12 protein-coding genes and 1 tRNA gene are annotated in these 13765 nt (G+C 74.1%); 7 read left to right on the top strand and 6 right to left on the bottom strand.

The features are described from left to right. Positions 1–232: 232 nt before the first annotated feature. Positions 233–814, bottom strand: coding sequence for a TMEM165/GDT1 family protein (locus tag ORI94_RS05015; protein WP_266072836.1), 582 nt, complete (start codon positions 812–814; stop codon positions 233–235). 545 nt (positions 815–1359) lie between these two features. Here ORI94_RS05015 and ORI94_RS05010 point away from each other — a divergent pair. After that, positions 1360–3069, top strand: coding sequence for an alkaline phosphatase D family protein (locus tag ORI94_RS05010; RefSeq protein WP_266072835.1), 1710 nt, complete (start codon positions 1360–1362; stop codon positions 3067–3069). 315 nt (positions 3070–3384) lie between these two features. Beyond that, positions 3385–4011: a DedA family protein gene (locus tag ORI94_RS05005; RefSeq protein ID WP_266072833.1), complete on the top strand. Its 627-nt coding sequence runs from the start codon at positions 3385–3387 to the stop codon at positions 4009–4011. Positions 4012–4063: 52 nt separating this feature from the next. On the opposite strand, the gene ORI94_RS05000 is transcribed toward ORI94_RS05005, so the two are convergent. Continuing rightward, positions 4064–4300 carry a DUF2277 domain-containing protein gene (locus tag ORI94_RS05000; RefSeq protein ID WP_266072831.1) on the bottom strand — a complete coding sequence of 79 codons (237 nt, stop codon included), beginning with the start codon at positions 4298–4300 and terminating at the stop codon, positions 4064–4066. 139 nt (positions 4301–4439) lie between these two features. Between ORI94_RS05000 and ORI94_RS04995 the strand changes: the two genes are divergently transcribed. Then, on the top strand, positions 4440–4793 hold the full coding sequence (locus ORI94_RS04995) for a hypothetical protein (RefSeq protein WP_266072829.1): 354 nt from the start codon (positions 4440–4442) through the stop codon (positions 4791–4793). A 76-nt stretch (positions 4794–4869) separates the two neighbouring features. Here the strand turns inward: ORI94_RS04995 and ORI94_RS04990 are convergent. After that, positions 4870–4941, bottom strand: a tRNA-Val gene (locus ORI94_RS04990). Positions 4942–5240: 299 nt separating this feature from the next. On the opposite strand from ORI94_RS04990, the gene ORI94_RS04985 reads away from it, so the two are divergent. The 3 genes from ORI94_RS04985 to ORI94_RS04975 all read left to right on the top strand — a co-directional run bounded on the left by ORI94_RS04985 (position 5241) and on the right by ORI94_RS04975 (position 7881). Then, entirely contained in the window at positions 5241–6710 is a 1470-nt protein-coding gene (locus ORI94_RS04985) for a hypothetical protein (RefSeq protein WP_416237775.1), read from the top strand. A 74-nt stretch (positions 6711–6784) separates the two neighbouring features. Continuing rightward, positions 6785–7006 (top strand): FmdB family zinc ribbon protein, encoded by a 222-nt coding sequence (locus ORI94_RS04980; RefSeq protein ID WP_266072827.1) that lies wholly within the window; start codon positions 6785–6787, stop codon positions 7004–7006. Positions 7007–7089: 83 nt separating this feature from the next. Continuing rightward, positions 7090–7881: a DedA family protein gene (locus tag ORI94_RS04975; RefSeq protein ID WP_266072825.1), complete on the top strand. Its 792-nt coding sequence runs from the start codon at positions 7090–7092 to the stop codon at positions 7879–7881. A 97-nt stretch (positions 7882–7978) separates the two neighbouring features. On the opposite strand, the gene ORI94_RS04970 is transcribed toward ORI94_RS04975, so the two are convergent. Genes ORI94_RS04970 through ORI94_RS04960 form a run of 3 tightly spaced genes read right to left on the bottom strand, consistent with a single transcriptional unit; the run spans position 7979 to position 12642 of the window. Further along, positions 7979–8791, bottom strand: coding sequence for an HAD family hydrolase (locus ORI94_RS04970; protein ID WP_266072823.1), 813 nt, complete (start codon positions 8789–8791; stop codon positions 7979–7981). Then, positions 8791–11424, bottom strand: coding sequence for a phosphoribosyltransferase (locus ORI94_RS04965; protein ID WP_266072821.1), 2634 nt, complete (start codon positions 11422–11424; stop codon positions 8791–8793). The genes ORI94_RS04970 and ORI94_RS04965 overlap by 1 nt, the downstream gene beginning before the upstream one ends. A gap of 42 nt (positions 11425–11466) precedes the next feature. Further along, a complete protein-coding gene (locus ORI94_RS04960; RefSeq protein WP_266072819.1) occupies positions 11467–12642 on the bottom strand; it encodes an HpcH/HpaI aldolase/citrate lyase family protein in 1176 nt (391 codons plus the stop codon). 203 nt (positions 12643–12845) lie between these two features. Between ORI94_RS04960 and ORI94_RS04955 the strand changes: the two genes are divergently transcribed. Beyond that, a complete protein-coding gene (locus ORI94_RS04955; RefSeq protein WP_266072817.1) occupies positions 12846–13757 on the top strand; it encodes a TerD family protein in 912 nt (303 codons plus the stop codon). The last annotated feature ends 8 nt before the right edge of the window (positions 13758–13765 follow it).

Genomic DNA, 13765 nt, shown 5'->3' with positions numbered 1-13765 from the left:
GATACAAAACGGACCCGGTCTCCCGCCAGCACCTCCGCCAACCGTTCACGGATCGTTGACCGCGCCGTCGCCCCCTCCCCCTCCCCCGTCCCCGCAGCCACAGCCACAGCCACAGCCACAGCCACAGCCACAGCCACAGCCACCAACGGAACCGGCCACCGGACCGGCCGGGCGACCCACCTGCCGTTCGCCCCGCCCGGCCCGCCGCCCGCCGCCCGCCGCCCCGCCCCGCTCAGCCGGCCACCGCCTCCCACAGGCTCCACACGCCGAGCCCCAGCATCAGCAGCGCCGCGATCCGGGTGATCAGCTTCAGCGGCACCCTCTTCATCAGGGCCTTTCCGCCGACGATGCCCAGCCCGGCCACCGCCCACAGCGCCAGCACCGCACCCAGGCCGACCGAGAGCGGATCGTCGTAACGGGCGGCGAGGTTGGCCGTCATGATCTGGGTGAGATCGCCGAACTCGGCGACCAGGATGAGCATGAAGCCCGCCCCGGACACCTTCCAGAAGGACTGGTTCTCCGGCCTGCGGATCTCCTCGTCGTCCTCGTCCTTCCTGAACAGCAGCACCGCCGCGCCGCCCAGGAAGAGCACGCCCGTGATCGCGTGCACGAGCTGCTGCGGCAGCAGGGTGAGCACGCTGCCCGCCGCCACCGCGAGCGCGACGTGCACGGCGAAGGCGGCGGCGACGCCGGCGAAGACGTAGGAGGCCCGGTAGCGGGTGCCGAGGACGAGGCCGGCGAGCGCGGTCTTGTCCGGCAGTTCGGCGAGGAAGACGACGCCGAACACGACGGCCGTCACGGTCAGGTTGATCAAGGTTCCTCGATCGGTCGGGGCTGCCCCGCCGAGAGTCTGCGCGTGTCCTGCGTGTCCACGGGACGCCTCGGCACGACAGCACACATGGCGCCCGTGCCGAGGAGCACGGGCGGTGCACTGCTTGCCGAGGGTCTCGCCGGCCGGCCCCTGCACGGGACCTGCCTCCGGGCGCCGGCTCAGACGGGCTGAGCAGTATGTCGACGGTCCGGCGAAGGGCTACTCCCCCTCTGCGCCGTCCATCGTACGCGAGGTCGACCCGGGCATCCGTAGGCCCGCCTCCGCGCGGACCCGCACGGCCCTTCGCGCCCCGTCCGCCCCTGCGGGGCTCCCGCGGAAACGCCACGCCCGCACGACATCCGCACCGCAGCACATCCAGACATGGTGAAGTACTACTACGGCCTGTCCGTCGACCCGGCCGAGAAGTCCGCCCTGCAGGGCCACCTCGCGAGCTGCTGACCGCGCGGTACGCCACGACGGGCCGAAGATCCCCCGCGCCCCTCCGTCGTTCCGTACCGTACGAAGCGACGGAGGAAGGGATCACCACCATGACCGGACTGCTCCTCGGGCCGCTGCTGAGGTACGTCGACAACTCGTCCGCGACCGTCTGGGTCGAGACGAGCCGGCCGGGCACCGCCGAGGTGCGCTGCGCGGACGGGTCCGGCGGGACGGCCCGCACCTTCCGGATCGCGGGGCACCACTACGCGCTCGTCGAGGTGACCGGCCTGACCCCGGGCACGTCGACGCCGTACGAGGTGTTCCTCGACCGGGCCCGGGTGTGGCCGCCGGCCGAGAACGCCGAGGACGGGGCCTTCGCGTCGCTGCCGCCCTCCGTCCTCGCCACCCCCGGCGCCGGTGACGGCGTGCGGGTCGCCTTCGGCTCCTGCCGCTGGGCGTCCCCGCCGGCCGGCGAGGACGATCCCGTCGGCCCCGACGCGCTGCACGGCCTGGCCGCGCGCATCGCCGCCGACCCGGGCGGCGAGCGGCCCGACGTGCTGCTCCTCCTGGGCGACCAGGTGTACGCCGACGAGACCTCCGACGCCACCCGCGCGTATCTCGCCGCCCGCCGCGACCTCTCCGACGCACCGGGCGACCAGGTGGCGGACTACGAGGAGTACACCCGCCTCTACTACGAGTCCTGGCTCGACCCGCAGGTGCGCTGGCTGCTGTCGACGGTTCCCACGTGCATGGTCTTCGACGACCACGACGTGATCGACGACTGGAACACCTCCGCCTCGTGGGTCGCCGACATGCGGGCCACGTCGTGGTGGGGCGAGCGGGTGCGCAGCGGCCTGATGTCGTACTGGGTGTACCAGCATCTCGGCAACCTCTCCCCGCGCGAACTGGCGGCGGACCCGCTGTACGCGTCCGTGCGGGAACTGCCCGACGGCACGGACGCCTTGCGGGCCTTCGCCGCCGGCGCCGAAGCGGACGCGGCCTCGGTGCGCTGGAGTTACCGGCGCGACTTCGGCCGGGTGCGGCTGCTGATGGCGGACACCCGGGCGGCCCGGGTCCTGGCGGAGGGCGAGCGCGCGATGCTCGACCCGGCCGAGGCGGCCTGGCTGCGCGAACAGGCGCTGGACGGGCGCGGCGGGTACGACCACCTCCTCATCGGCACGTCCCTGCCCTGGCTGCTCCCGCATCTGGTGCACGACGTCGAGGGGTGGAGTTCCGTGCTGGCCCGGGGCGACAAGGGGCCCCGCTGGGCGCGGTTCGGGGAGTGGCTGCGGCGGGCGGCGGACCTGGAGCACTGGGCGGCGTTCCCGGAGTCCTTCGGGGAGTTGGCGGAGCTGATCGCCGAGGCCGGTACGGGACCGGACGCGCCGGCGACGGTGTGCGTGCTCTCCGGGGACGTCCATCACGCGTATGTGGCGGAGCCGAGCTGGGGCGCGGGTGGGCAGGGGTGCGGGCCGGACGCCCGGGTGATGCAGCTGACCTGCTCCCCCGTGCACAACTCCATTCCCCTGTCGATCCGGCTGGGGTTCCGCTTCGGCTGGAGCGCCGTCGCCCGGGGCATCGGCCGCGTCTTCGCCCGGCACGGGCGCTCGGGGCAGCCGCCGGTCACGTGGCGCAAGACGGGCGGGCCCTGGTTCGGCAACCAGCTCATGACGCTGACGATGCGCGGGCGTTCGGCGGTGCTGCGGCTGGAGCACGCGCGCACGGTGGCGGGCCCGGCACCGGGCACGGACGCGGGGCGGCCGGGCGCGGGGCCGGGTGTCCGGCTGAAAACGGTGGCGGAGACCGGACTGAGCAGGTGACACGGGGGACGAACCTGTGAGCCCGCTGTGACGTTGAGGGTGTGTTCGGCCGCGCCTTCGAGCCCCACCCCGCCCCGCGGTGCCCTCCCCCGGTCCTCACGCCTCGGGGAGGGCACCGCCCTTTGCGGGAAGGGGAGTTCGCGGTGGGAGGTCGCGAGGGAAGGCGAACTCCCGGTGCCGCGCACACGAATCCTTCGTGACCTTTCCGTCATCTGCCCGGCGTACTCTCAGTCACTGTCAACGGTCATTCTCCTGCCGCTCCCCCCGCGCTACCGCGGCACGGTCTGACCGACGGGGGAGCAACGGGGAGTCCGGGTGGAGAGTTTCGGGTCGCTGATCGGCAGCCCATGGGTCTATGCGGTGGTGGCCCTCTCGGTCCTGCTCGACGTGTTCCTGCCGCTGCTGCCGAGCGGGGTCCTCGTGATCGCCGCGGCCACGGCCGCCGCCGCGGGCACCGCGACCGACGTTCCCGACATCCTGATCCTGACGCTGTGCGCGGCCACCGCCTCCGTCCTGGGCGACCTGGTCGCCTACCGTCTCGCCTGGCGCGGCGGCGACCGCCTGGACCGGGCGCTCGCCCGGTCCCGCCGGCTGACCGGCGCGCAGGAACGTCTCGGCGCCGCGCTGGCCCGGGGTGGCGGAGGTCTGGTCGTCCTCGCCCGTTTCGCCCCGGCCGGCCGCTCGCTGGTCTCGCTCGGCGCGGGAGCCGCCCGGCGCCGGGCCCGCGACTTCCTGCCCTGGTCGGCACTGGCCGGCCTGTCCTGGGCCGCCTACAGCGTGGCCCTCGGCTACCTCGGCGCCCACTGGCTGGGCGCGACCTGGCTCGCCACCGCGGTGTCGGTCGCCGCGCTGTTCGGGGCGGGTGCGGGAGCGGCCTACCTGATGCGCAGGCGGCCGATGTCCGGCGCGGGCGTCGTCGTACAGCCGGCGGAGGCGTCGTAACGCGGGCACCGGCCCCCGCCCTCTGCACCACCCGCCGCCCCGCCCGTCCCGCCTACCGCGCCACGCTCGTGCTCGTGCTCGCGCCGCGCACCTCCAGGCCGTCCAGCAGGTCGGCCGTGGCCTCGGCGACCGCGTCCACGGCCCGGTCGAAGACCTCACGGTTGTGGGCGGCCGGCGCCCGGAAGCCGGACACCTTCCTCACGTACTGCAGGGCCGCGGCCCTGATCTCGTCTTCGGTGGCCTCCTGGGACAACGCGGGCGGACGCAGGGTCTTGATACTCCGGCACATGCCCCCAGTCTCACCCCGGAGGGCCCCTGAGAGCCATGCCGGACGGCCGCGGCCCGGGGCGTACCCGACCGGGTGAACCGGGTGAGGGGACCCCCGAGTTGACTCGCCACCCAAAATCGAACAGGCGTATCATTAGCGCGTGGCTGCGACCTATGACTTTCCAAGTGACCTCCTCGCCGGTCAGGAGGAGCTTCGTCAGGTCCAGGCAGAGCTGTCGGCCCTGTTGAGACGGCTTCCCTGGTCGGTGGAGCCGCTCGACGGGTTCAGCGACGACACCGGCTGGCGCCTGGTGGAGCGCCCCGCCTCGCCCGGCTGGACGGACGACGAGCAGGCCGAGGTGGAGAAGCTCCGGCGCCGGGAGCACGAGCTGGTGGTGTTCGTCAGCACCCATCGGTACTGGGCGGACCTGGCCGGCTCCGACCGCGTCCAGGCCCGCTCCCGGCTGAAGCACGCGCACGGGGCACCGCCTGGCGGCAGGCAGCCGTTTCCGTAGGGGCATCCCCGTAGGGGCGTCCCCGGTACGAACGGCACAGGGCCCTCGGAGAAGTTCCGAAGGGCCCTGTTCCCGGTGGGCGCGGACGGTTTCGAACCGCCGACATCCTGCTTGTAAGGCAGGCGCTCTACCCCTGAGCTACGCACCCGGGGCCCGGACTCACCGCCCGGACCGAGTCGACAGCCTACATGGCCCGGGGAACGATCCGGGCTCCCGGGCCTGCCGCGATCCGTCCGGGCGGGATTCCTCCCGGGTCACCTCCGGGACCGGTGACGGCGCGGAGAAGGCGTCGGTGCCGCGCGGCGACGCCGGCTCCTCTCCGGCCGGCGCCCGCACCGGCGACGGGAACATCACGGTCCGTACGGCGAACTGAACGACCCGTGTGTTCGTCCTTCACCGGTGGGACAATGGCCATCGGGCAGGCGAACGACAGTACGGGAGAGGGATGTGACGGCGACACCAGAGCAGCCGTACTCGCCGTCGGGACCACGCGTGCGCCGCACGCGTGGTCTTCTGCCCCGGGGCCCCGCCTCCCGGGGCCCCGCCTCCCGGGGGCCTGTCTCGTGGGGCCCGGCCTCCCGGCGCCGGGCCGCCGGTCCGCTCCGTGAGACGTTCGCGCTGACGGTTCTGCCGCTGGTGGCGGCGCTGGCCCTGCCCGCCGCGTTCGCCGGGGGCGGCACCCGGCGCTGGTTCGGCGGGCGGGCCGAGAACCAGCGGGCCGAGGCGCAGGCCGCCAAGGACGAGGCGGCGGCCGCGTTCTACGAGCTGGACACCGCCCAGCGGGACCTGAGGATCTCCATAGAGACGATCACCGCCGTGGACAGCTCCCCCGCCGCCCGCCGCGCCGTCGACGACTTCGAGGCGCTCGGCCGCCGGATAGACGAGGCCAGCCACACGTACATCGCCGCCGTCGACGCCCATGATCTCGACCGCGACGACCTGGAGGCCTCCGCCGCCTCCCGGGCCCGCACCGAACTGACCGCCGCCAAGGGCGAGCTGGACCGGGTCAAGCGGGAACTGGACCGCTTCACCGACGGGCTCGGCCCCCTCCTCGGCAAGGCCGAGACCCAGCTGGCCCGGCTCGCCCCCGCCGTCGAACGGGCCCGCCAGGCGCTGCTCGCCGCGTCGGACGCGCTGGACACCGCCCGCGCGTCGGGGCTGCGGGCCGACGACCTCGCCGCCCGGCTCGCCGCGCTCTCCCCGGAGCTGACCAAGCTGAACCAGGGCGCCGGGCAGCACGGCGTGCCGCAGACCCTGGAACGGGCCGAGCAGGTCATCCGCCGGGCCGAGGCCATCCGCGCGGAGGCCGACCGGCTGCCGGAACTGGCTGCCGAGACCGGCCGCCGGCTGGTCTCCCTGCGCACCCGCGCCCAGGCTCTCACCACCCGCTGCGAGCAGGTGGAACCGGTGCTCAGCGAGCTGCGCCGGCGCTTCACCGCCGCCTGCTGGCAGGACCTCCAGGGCGTTCCCGACCTGGCCGCCGAGAACGTGCGGCAGGCCGAGAGCAAGCTCGCCGAGGCGAGCACCGCACGCGACGAGCAGCGCTGGGCGGACACCACCGCCCTGCTGTCGACCGTACGGGCGCTGCTGAACACGACCGACGAGGCCGTGTCCGCCGCCGGAGACCGGCTGAGCCGGCTGAACGCCGTGCAGAAGGACCCGGAGCAGGAGATCGAGCGCACCCGCTTCGCCATCCGGGACGCCCAGCGCCTGGCCATGGCCGGCCGTCACACCCCCGACCCGCGCCACGCCCACCCGCTGGACGGCGCCGTGGCCCGGCTGGAGCGGGCCGTCGCCGGGCTGGAGGGACGCCATCCCGACTACTGGCACTTCCTGACGGAGACGGAAGCGGTCCGCCGGTCGGTGGCGCAGGTGGTGTCCCTGATCCGCGAGGACCGGGGCGGCTCCGCCGGCTGAGCGCCGCGCATCCGGCCGCCCGGCTCTCCCCCGCCACCGGCCACAACCCGCCGCCGGCCGGTTAGCCTGTGCGCATGCCTCGCTACGAGTACCGTTGCCGGACCTGCGACGACACCTTCGAACTGAGCCGCCCCATGGCGGAGTCCTCCGCTCCGGCCGACTGCCCGGCAGGACACGACGACACCGTGAAGCTGCTGTCCACGGTCGCCGTGGGCGGCGCCGCCGCACCGGCCGCCGCTCCCGCCGCGGGCGGCGGCGGTGGCGGCGGATGCTGCGGCGGAGGCTGCTGCGGCTGACGGCCCCCGCGCCGGACCGGCCCCGGCGGCGCCCGGGATCTTCCTCAGGTTCTCTTCAGCTACGCGTTTGTACGGTGGCCCGCATGACAGCCATCGCAGCGCACAGCGTGTCCGTCGCAGCGGGCGGGGAAGCCGGACCCCAGTGGGTCAACGACCTCATGGACGCCATGGGCGCGCCGGGGGCCGGACTCGCCATCGCGCTGGAGAACCTCTTTCCGCCGCTGCCGAGCGAGGTGATCCTGCCGATGGCCGGGTTCGCCGCGAGCAGCGGCCGGATGGGGCTGCTCGCGGTGCTGCTGTGGACGACGGCCGGTTCGGTGGTCGGCGCGCTCGCCCTGTACGGCGTGGGTGCGCTGCTCGGCCGGGAGCGGACGGTGGCGATCGCGGGGCGGCTGCCGCTGGTGAAGGTCTCGGACATCGAGAAGACCGAGGCGTGGTTCCTGCGGCACGGGACCAAGGCGGTGTTCTTCGGCCGGATGGTCCCGATCTTCCGCTCGCTGATCTCGGTGCCGGCCGGTGTGGAGCGCATGCGGCTGTCCGTGTTCCTCGGCCTGACCATGCTGGGCAGTGCCCTCTGGAACGCCGTCTTCGTCCTCGCGGGCTACGCGCTGGGCGAGAACTGGCAGCAGGTCACGACCATCGTGTCGGGCTACTCGAAGGTGGTCCTCGGGCTGGCCGTGCTGGCGGTGCTCGCGTTCTTCGTCACGCGGATGCTGCGGCCGGGCGCCGGCCGCAGGCGGCGCGACGGGCGGGCGGACCCGGAAGAGGTACGGACGTCGGCCTCCCCCGGCGGGGCCGGTACCGCAGGACGGTACGAACCCGCCGCCGGGCACGGGCCGGCCGGCGAGCACGGATACGCGCCCGCCGACCGGTAGGGCCCGGCCGGGCCCGGGCCGCCCGGCGCTCCGGCGCGGCCGTACCGAAGCCGCTTCACCGGACTCCGAAGCCGCTTCACCGGGCTCCGCAGCCGCTTCAGCCGGCCGACCGGGCCGCCTCCAGGAACTCCCGCAGGATCTGCTCCCCGGCCGTGACCCCGCGCTCGGGGAGCGCGGTGATGCCGGGGGCCGTCCAGTCGGCGTCGGCCAGCTCGCCGTGCCCGGGGCGCCAGCCCCGGTCCGCGGCGAGCAGCAGGTCGGCGTCGAGGAGCGAGTCGCCGGCGGCGAGGGCGGGGCCGGCGCCGGTGCGCCGGGCGACCTCGCGCATGGCCGCGCTCTTGGTGAGCGGCCCCGGTACGACGTAGATCTTGCGGCCCTGCAGGGAGACCGTCCAGCCGCGGTTCTCCGCCCAGACCGCGAGTTCCTTCACCCACTCCTCGGGCAGCAGCTCGCGCTCGACGACCAGGTAGGCGAAGAGGTCCTCGGCGACGCGGTGCTTGCGTGTCCAGGCCGGGTCGGCGGCCCGCTCCAGGTGGGCCCGCACCTCGGCGAGCGGGGCGCACTCGGCGGTGAGGCGGGTGGTCACCCGGGCGTGCCAGTCGTGGTCGGTCTCGCCGTCGACCAGGAGGTGGCCGCCGTTGGCGCAGATCGCGTACGCCGGGGCGGGGCCGGGGAGGCTGATGCGCCGGTACTGCTCGCGGGTGCGGGTGGTGGTCGGTACGAACACGGTGGCGTCGCCGAGTTCGGCCAGGAGCCGGGCGGCGGTCTCCGTCATGTAGGACAGCGGGCGGCTCTCGTAGACCTCCACGCACAGCAGGCGCGGGGCCTGGGCGTCGGGCCCGGTCAGGGCGAGGGCGTTGGCGGAGTAGATGAGGGTGCGGTCGAGGTCGCTGGCGACGAGGACGGGCATCAGGGCGTCACCGCGTGGCCGTCGGCACCGGTCGCGCCGCGCGTGTACCGGGGGTGGATCAGACCGACGCAGGTGTACGGGAGGTCGGCGACCTCCTCGACGGGGACGCCCCGTTGTGCGGCCAGCAGCCGCACGTGGTCGAGGTCGTGGCCCGCTCCGGCACGCGCGAGGATCTTCCACGGCACCCGGCGCAGCAGGACCCGGGTGGTCTCGCCGACGCCGGGCTTGACGAGGTTCACGTCGTGGATGCCGTACTCCTCACTGATGCGTTCGACCGCCGCCCAGCCCTCCCAGCCGGGGGTGCGGTCGGCGGCGAGCAGTTCCTTGGCCTGGGCGCAGGCGGCGTCGGTCACCTCGGGGAAACGGGCACCGACGGCGTCCAGGAAGGCCACCGAGGCGTCCGCTCCGGCGAGGTCGCGGTAGAACTTGGCGCCGTGGAAGTCGTCCGGGCCGACCAGGTCGGCACGCAGCACGGTGCGTGAGATGAGGCCGGAGACGGTCGAGTTGAGGCAGGCGGACGGGATCAGGTAGTCCTCGCGGGTGCCGTACGTCCGTACGCAGGAGCCGGGGTCGGCCAGGACCGCGATCTCCGGGTCGAAGCCGGTGACCCCGTGAGCCTTCTCGAACTCCTGGACGGCCTGGGCGAGTTCGCGGGTGATGGCGCCCTTGCCGGTCCAGCCGTCGACGAAGACGACGTCCCGGGGGTCGTGGTGCTCCGCCAGCCAGCGCAGCGCGTTGGCGTCGATGCCCCGGCCGCGCACGATGGAGACGGCGTAGTGCGGGAGGTCGAGCTGGTGGCGGTGCCGGGCCCAGCGGCGCATCAGGATGCCGACGGGGGTGCCGGCCCGGGCCAGGGAGACCAGGACCGGGCGCGGTGACCGTTCGGCGAGGACGGTCTCGGTGACCACGCCGACCGCGTGGGCGAGGCGGGCCGCCGAGGTCTCGAGGGCCGCCCGGAACAGCTCCTGGTACTGCTCGCTCGGCTGGTACTCGACGGGCAGCGACTCGGCGTAGTGCGCGCCACCGCTCTGGATGGCCTCCTCGCGCTCCTCGGTGGGCGCCTCCAGTGTGACGTCGGAGAGGTCCTGGAGCAGCCAGCCCACCTCCTCGGGCGCGTACGAGGAGAAGGCGGGGCCGCGGAGGGGCTCGGGCAGCATGGAGGCGGGCCTTTCGGGGGCGGCCGGGGAATCCGGGGTGTCCGGTCCGTCCGGACGGTGGCGGCCCGGGGCGGCGGGCACGTACGACGGTACGACGGCGAGGAGGACCTGCGGGGTGTGTGCGGCGAGCTCGGCGAGCAGCCCGCCGGGCGCGTGCAGCGCGGGGGTGTCGGCGGCCGAGTCGACGACGGCGACGACGGCGTCGAAGCCGGCGCCGGCGACGTTGTAGGCGTAGCGCTGGCCGGGGCCGTCGGCGGGGTCGTCGTGGGCGGGGAAGGCCAGCCGGGTGCGTATCGCGTAGCCGGGGTCGTCCACGGCGAGGACGGGCGAGCGGGTGGTGGTCGAGAAGCGGACCTCGGTGCCGTCCGCGCGGGCGGCCGGTGCCCGCCGCGGTGTCCGGTCCTGCTCCAGTCGTTGTTCCAGCGTGTGGGCGAGGCGGAGCGGGACGTACATCAGCTCCTCGAAGCCGAGGACGAGGACGCGTCGGGCACCGTCGGGCAGCGCGTCGGCGATCCGGCCGGCCATGGCGGGCAGGGCGTCGTCCAGGCGGGCGCGGTGCACGGGCGTGAACCCGTGCCGTCCGCCGTCGGGCAGCCCCTTCGGCCAGCCCAGCCCGATGCGCGCGACCCGGCCGGTCCGCGTCCGCGCCTCCGCTCCGGCCGCCGGCCGCGGGGCCGCCTGTGCCTCCTGTGCCTCCTGCCGGGCGACGAGCTCCCTGCCCTTCTCCAGCACGCCCTCCGGGAGCCGTACCGTGCCCGAGACGGTCGTCACCAGGTCGACGCGGGCGCCGATCCCGCGGGCGAACTCGTCCAGCCGGCCGGTGTCGGCGGGCGAGCGCATGTCGACCAGGGCGACCACCACGTACCGGCGCCGGGGGTGGCGTGCGTGCAGGTCGCGGATGGTGTTCAGGACCGTGTTGCCGGTGGAGAACTCGTCGTCGACCAGGACCAGCGGCCCGTCCCCGGCGAGCAGCCCGGGGTCCTCGGGGAGCAGCAGGTGCGAGGTGGCGTGGGAGTGGGACTCCTCGAAGCCGCCCGCCGCGGCGACCCCGGGGACCGGGCGGCGGGTGGAGTGCAGGCAGGGGGCGACGCCCACGCCGTCGGCGACCGCGTGGCCGAGGCCGGTGGCGGTCTCGGCGTACCCGAGGACCACCGCCCGGTGCGCCTGGTCGCCGAGCAGTTCGCGGACCCGGCGGCCGAGCGCGACGCCGTGGCCGTACACGACGGCGGGTGACTGCGGTACGTGCTTGCCGAGGACGTTGGACACCAGCAGGTGCGCCCGCTTGGGGTTGCGGCGCAGCGCCAGCCCGAGCAGCCCGGTCAGCCGGTCGTCGCCGGCCAGCTCCACACCCAGCCGCTCGGCGACCCAGCTGCCGGACCAGACGTCCCCGGCGGGTACGTCCCCGGCGGCCCGCGATCCGTCGCGCACCGCGTCGCGTGCCCCGCGGCGCACTTCCTCGTTCACTGCCTTCTCCATGGATTCCTTGCCGTCGGTCCGGTCACGTCAGGTCGGTTCGGTTCAGGCCGGCCGCTTGGCGAGGCCGGCCGCGAGCAGCTCCACGAACCCGATGTCCTCGTTCGCGACGCCGAACGCCTCGGCGCGCAGCAGGGTCCGCTCGGCCCACGCGCGGTGCGGCTTCACCTCGTTCATCTTGTTCGTGTAGGCCGACCGCATGACACCGCCACGGTCGCGTTCCGGCCGCAGGATGTCCTGGGCGTCGCTGTACTCCTCGTGGCTGACCACGGACAGCGCGTGCACGGGCAGGACGTGCGAGGGGTGGATGCAGGTCTTGCCCTGCAGGCCGTTGGCCCGGTCCAGGGAGATCTCGCGCAGCAGGCCGTCCATGGCGTGCTCGATCAGTGACTGGCGCAGCTCCGTGGCCTGCACCTCGAAGAACGGGCTCTGCCGCAGTTGTGGCTTGAACATGCGTTCCTGGGTCCGGAAGTACTCCCAGACCGGCCCGGTCACGGTGAATCCGGTGCCGTCGACGCGGGCCAGCATGTTCACCACGTCGGCGATCACGGAGGCGACGATCTGGAGGTCGTAGGCCGTCATGTCGGGGCCTCGGCGCAGTCCGTACGGGGAGCAGAAGTCGGTCACGCCCAGGCGCAGCGCGAGGACCCGGTCGCGGTACTTGTCGACCGCGCGGAGGATGCCTTCGAGGGTCTCCACCCGGCTCTCGCGGTAGAGCAGCTCGGGTGACTCCAGCACCGGCATCGCGAAGAGGCGGTGTCCGTAGGCGGCCTCGGCGACGGCGAGGGCCTCGAGGAAGGGCATGCCGCGTTCCTCGGTGAACTTCGGCAGGACGAACCCGGACAGCAGGGGGGCGGCGCGGCCGAGGCGCCGGACGAGGTCGGGTATCTGCTCGGGGGTGCGGACCCGGATGAACAGCAGCGGCAGGTCGGCCTCCGGCCGGCCGGCCAGGTCGGCGAACTGGGCCACGAGGTTCGCCTCGCCGGCGCTCACGTCGTCGTCGCCGATGGAGTCCTCGAGGCACAGCACCATCGAGACCACGCCGTTCCCGGCCTGTTTGACGATGTCGTCGGCGAGCCGGGGGCGGGTCGCGGGGCTGTACAGCGTGGCGCCGAGGGCCACGGAGAGCAGACGGGCCGGGGACCGGGCCGTGAACAGGCCCGGCTCCCGGTAGAAGAGACGTTTCCGCACCGCAGGGGCGATCTGTCCGAAGTGACGCATTGAACTCCCCCGTGACCGTGGGCATGGCGCGAAATGGCTGTGGAATGTCGGAAGGTGGCCGGTAATAGTACGTAGGTATCGATGTCGGCGGTTCCCGCCGGGCGTGAACTTCAGGTGTCCCGGCCGTGTCGGTGCCGGGCGGCGTCGGCGCGCGTCCGCACCCCGCATTGTCGTGACCAGGACGGAGAGGGCAGGATGACCGCATGACGCACGCCATGCTGAAGGGATCGAACGTCCCGCTCCGAGTCACCACGGTACGCGCCGTCCTGCAGTGGTCGCCCGGCCAGGGTGTTCCCGACGTGGACGCGTCCGCTCTGCTCCTCGGGCTCGACGGCCGGGTGCGCTCGGACGAGGACTTCGTCTTCTACAACCAGCCCCGGCATCCGTCCGGCACGGTGTGGCGGCTCGGCAAGAAGCGCGTCGCCGAGGCCCTGACCGACACGATCCAGACGGATCTCGGCGGGGTCGAGGAGGGCGTCGGGCGGATCCTGCTGGTGGCGTCGGCGGACGGTGTCACCTTCGACACCGTGGACACGCTGCGCATCCTGCTGTACGACGCGCAGGCCCCGGACGCGGAGGCGCTGGCGCACTTCGACGTCACACCGGAGACGGGCCAGGAGACCGCGCTGATCTGCGGTGAGCTGTACCGGCGCGGGGACGGCTGGAAGTTCCGGGCGCTCGGCGAGGGCTATTCGAACGGGCTGAAGGGCCTGGCGACGGACTTCGGGATCTCGGTGGACGAGTCGGAGGCCGCGCAGGAGCCGCCGGCCGCCGGACCCGCCACGTCCGCGCCCTCGGTCACCCCCGAGGCCCCGACCCAGCAGGTGCACGCCCCCGCCGCGGCCGACCGGTCCGTCCCGCTGCCGCCCGAGCAGCCGCCCGGCGTTCCGGCACAGCCCGCGTACGGCTACCCGCCGCAGCAGCCGCCGGCCGCCCAGCCGGCCTACGGCTACCCGCAGCCGGCCGGCCGGCCCGCCTACGGCTACCCCCAGACCTCCCCCGCGCCCGCCACCGCGGCGGCCCCGTCCGGCTACGGCTACCCGCCCCCGGCTCCCCACACCCCCGACCCCGACTTCCGCCTGCCCCCGCAGGGGCCGCAGTTCATCGGACGGTAGGGCCCGTC

Origin of the sequence: Streptomyces sp. NEAU-W12 (assembly GCF_026242095.1) — a bacterium.
Taxonomy (GTDB): domain Bacteria; phylum Actinomycetota; class Actinomycetes; order Streptomycetales; family Streptomycetaceae; genus Streptomyces.
Note: the sequence above shows the minus strand (reverse complement) of the source record. Positions and strands in the feature narration are given on the sequence as shown.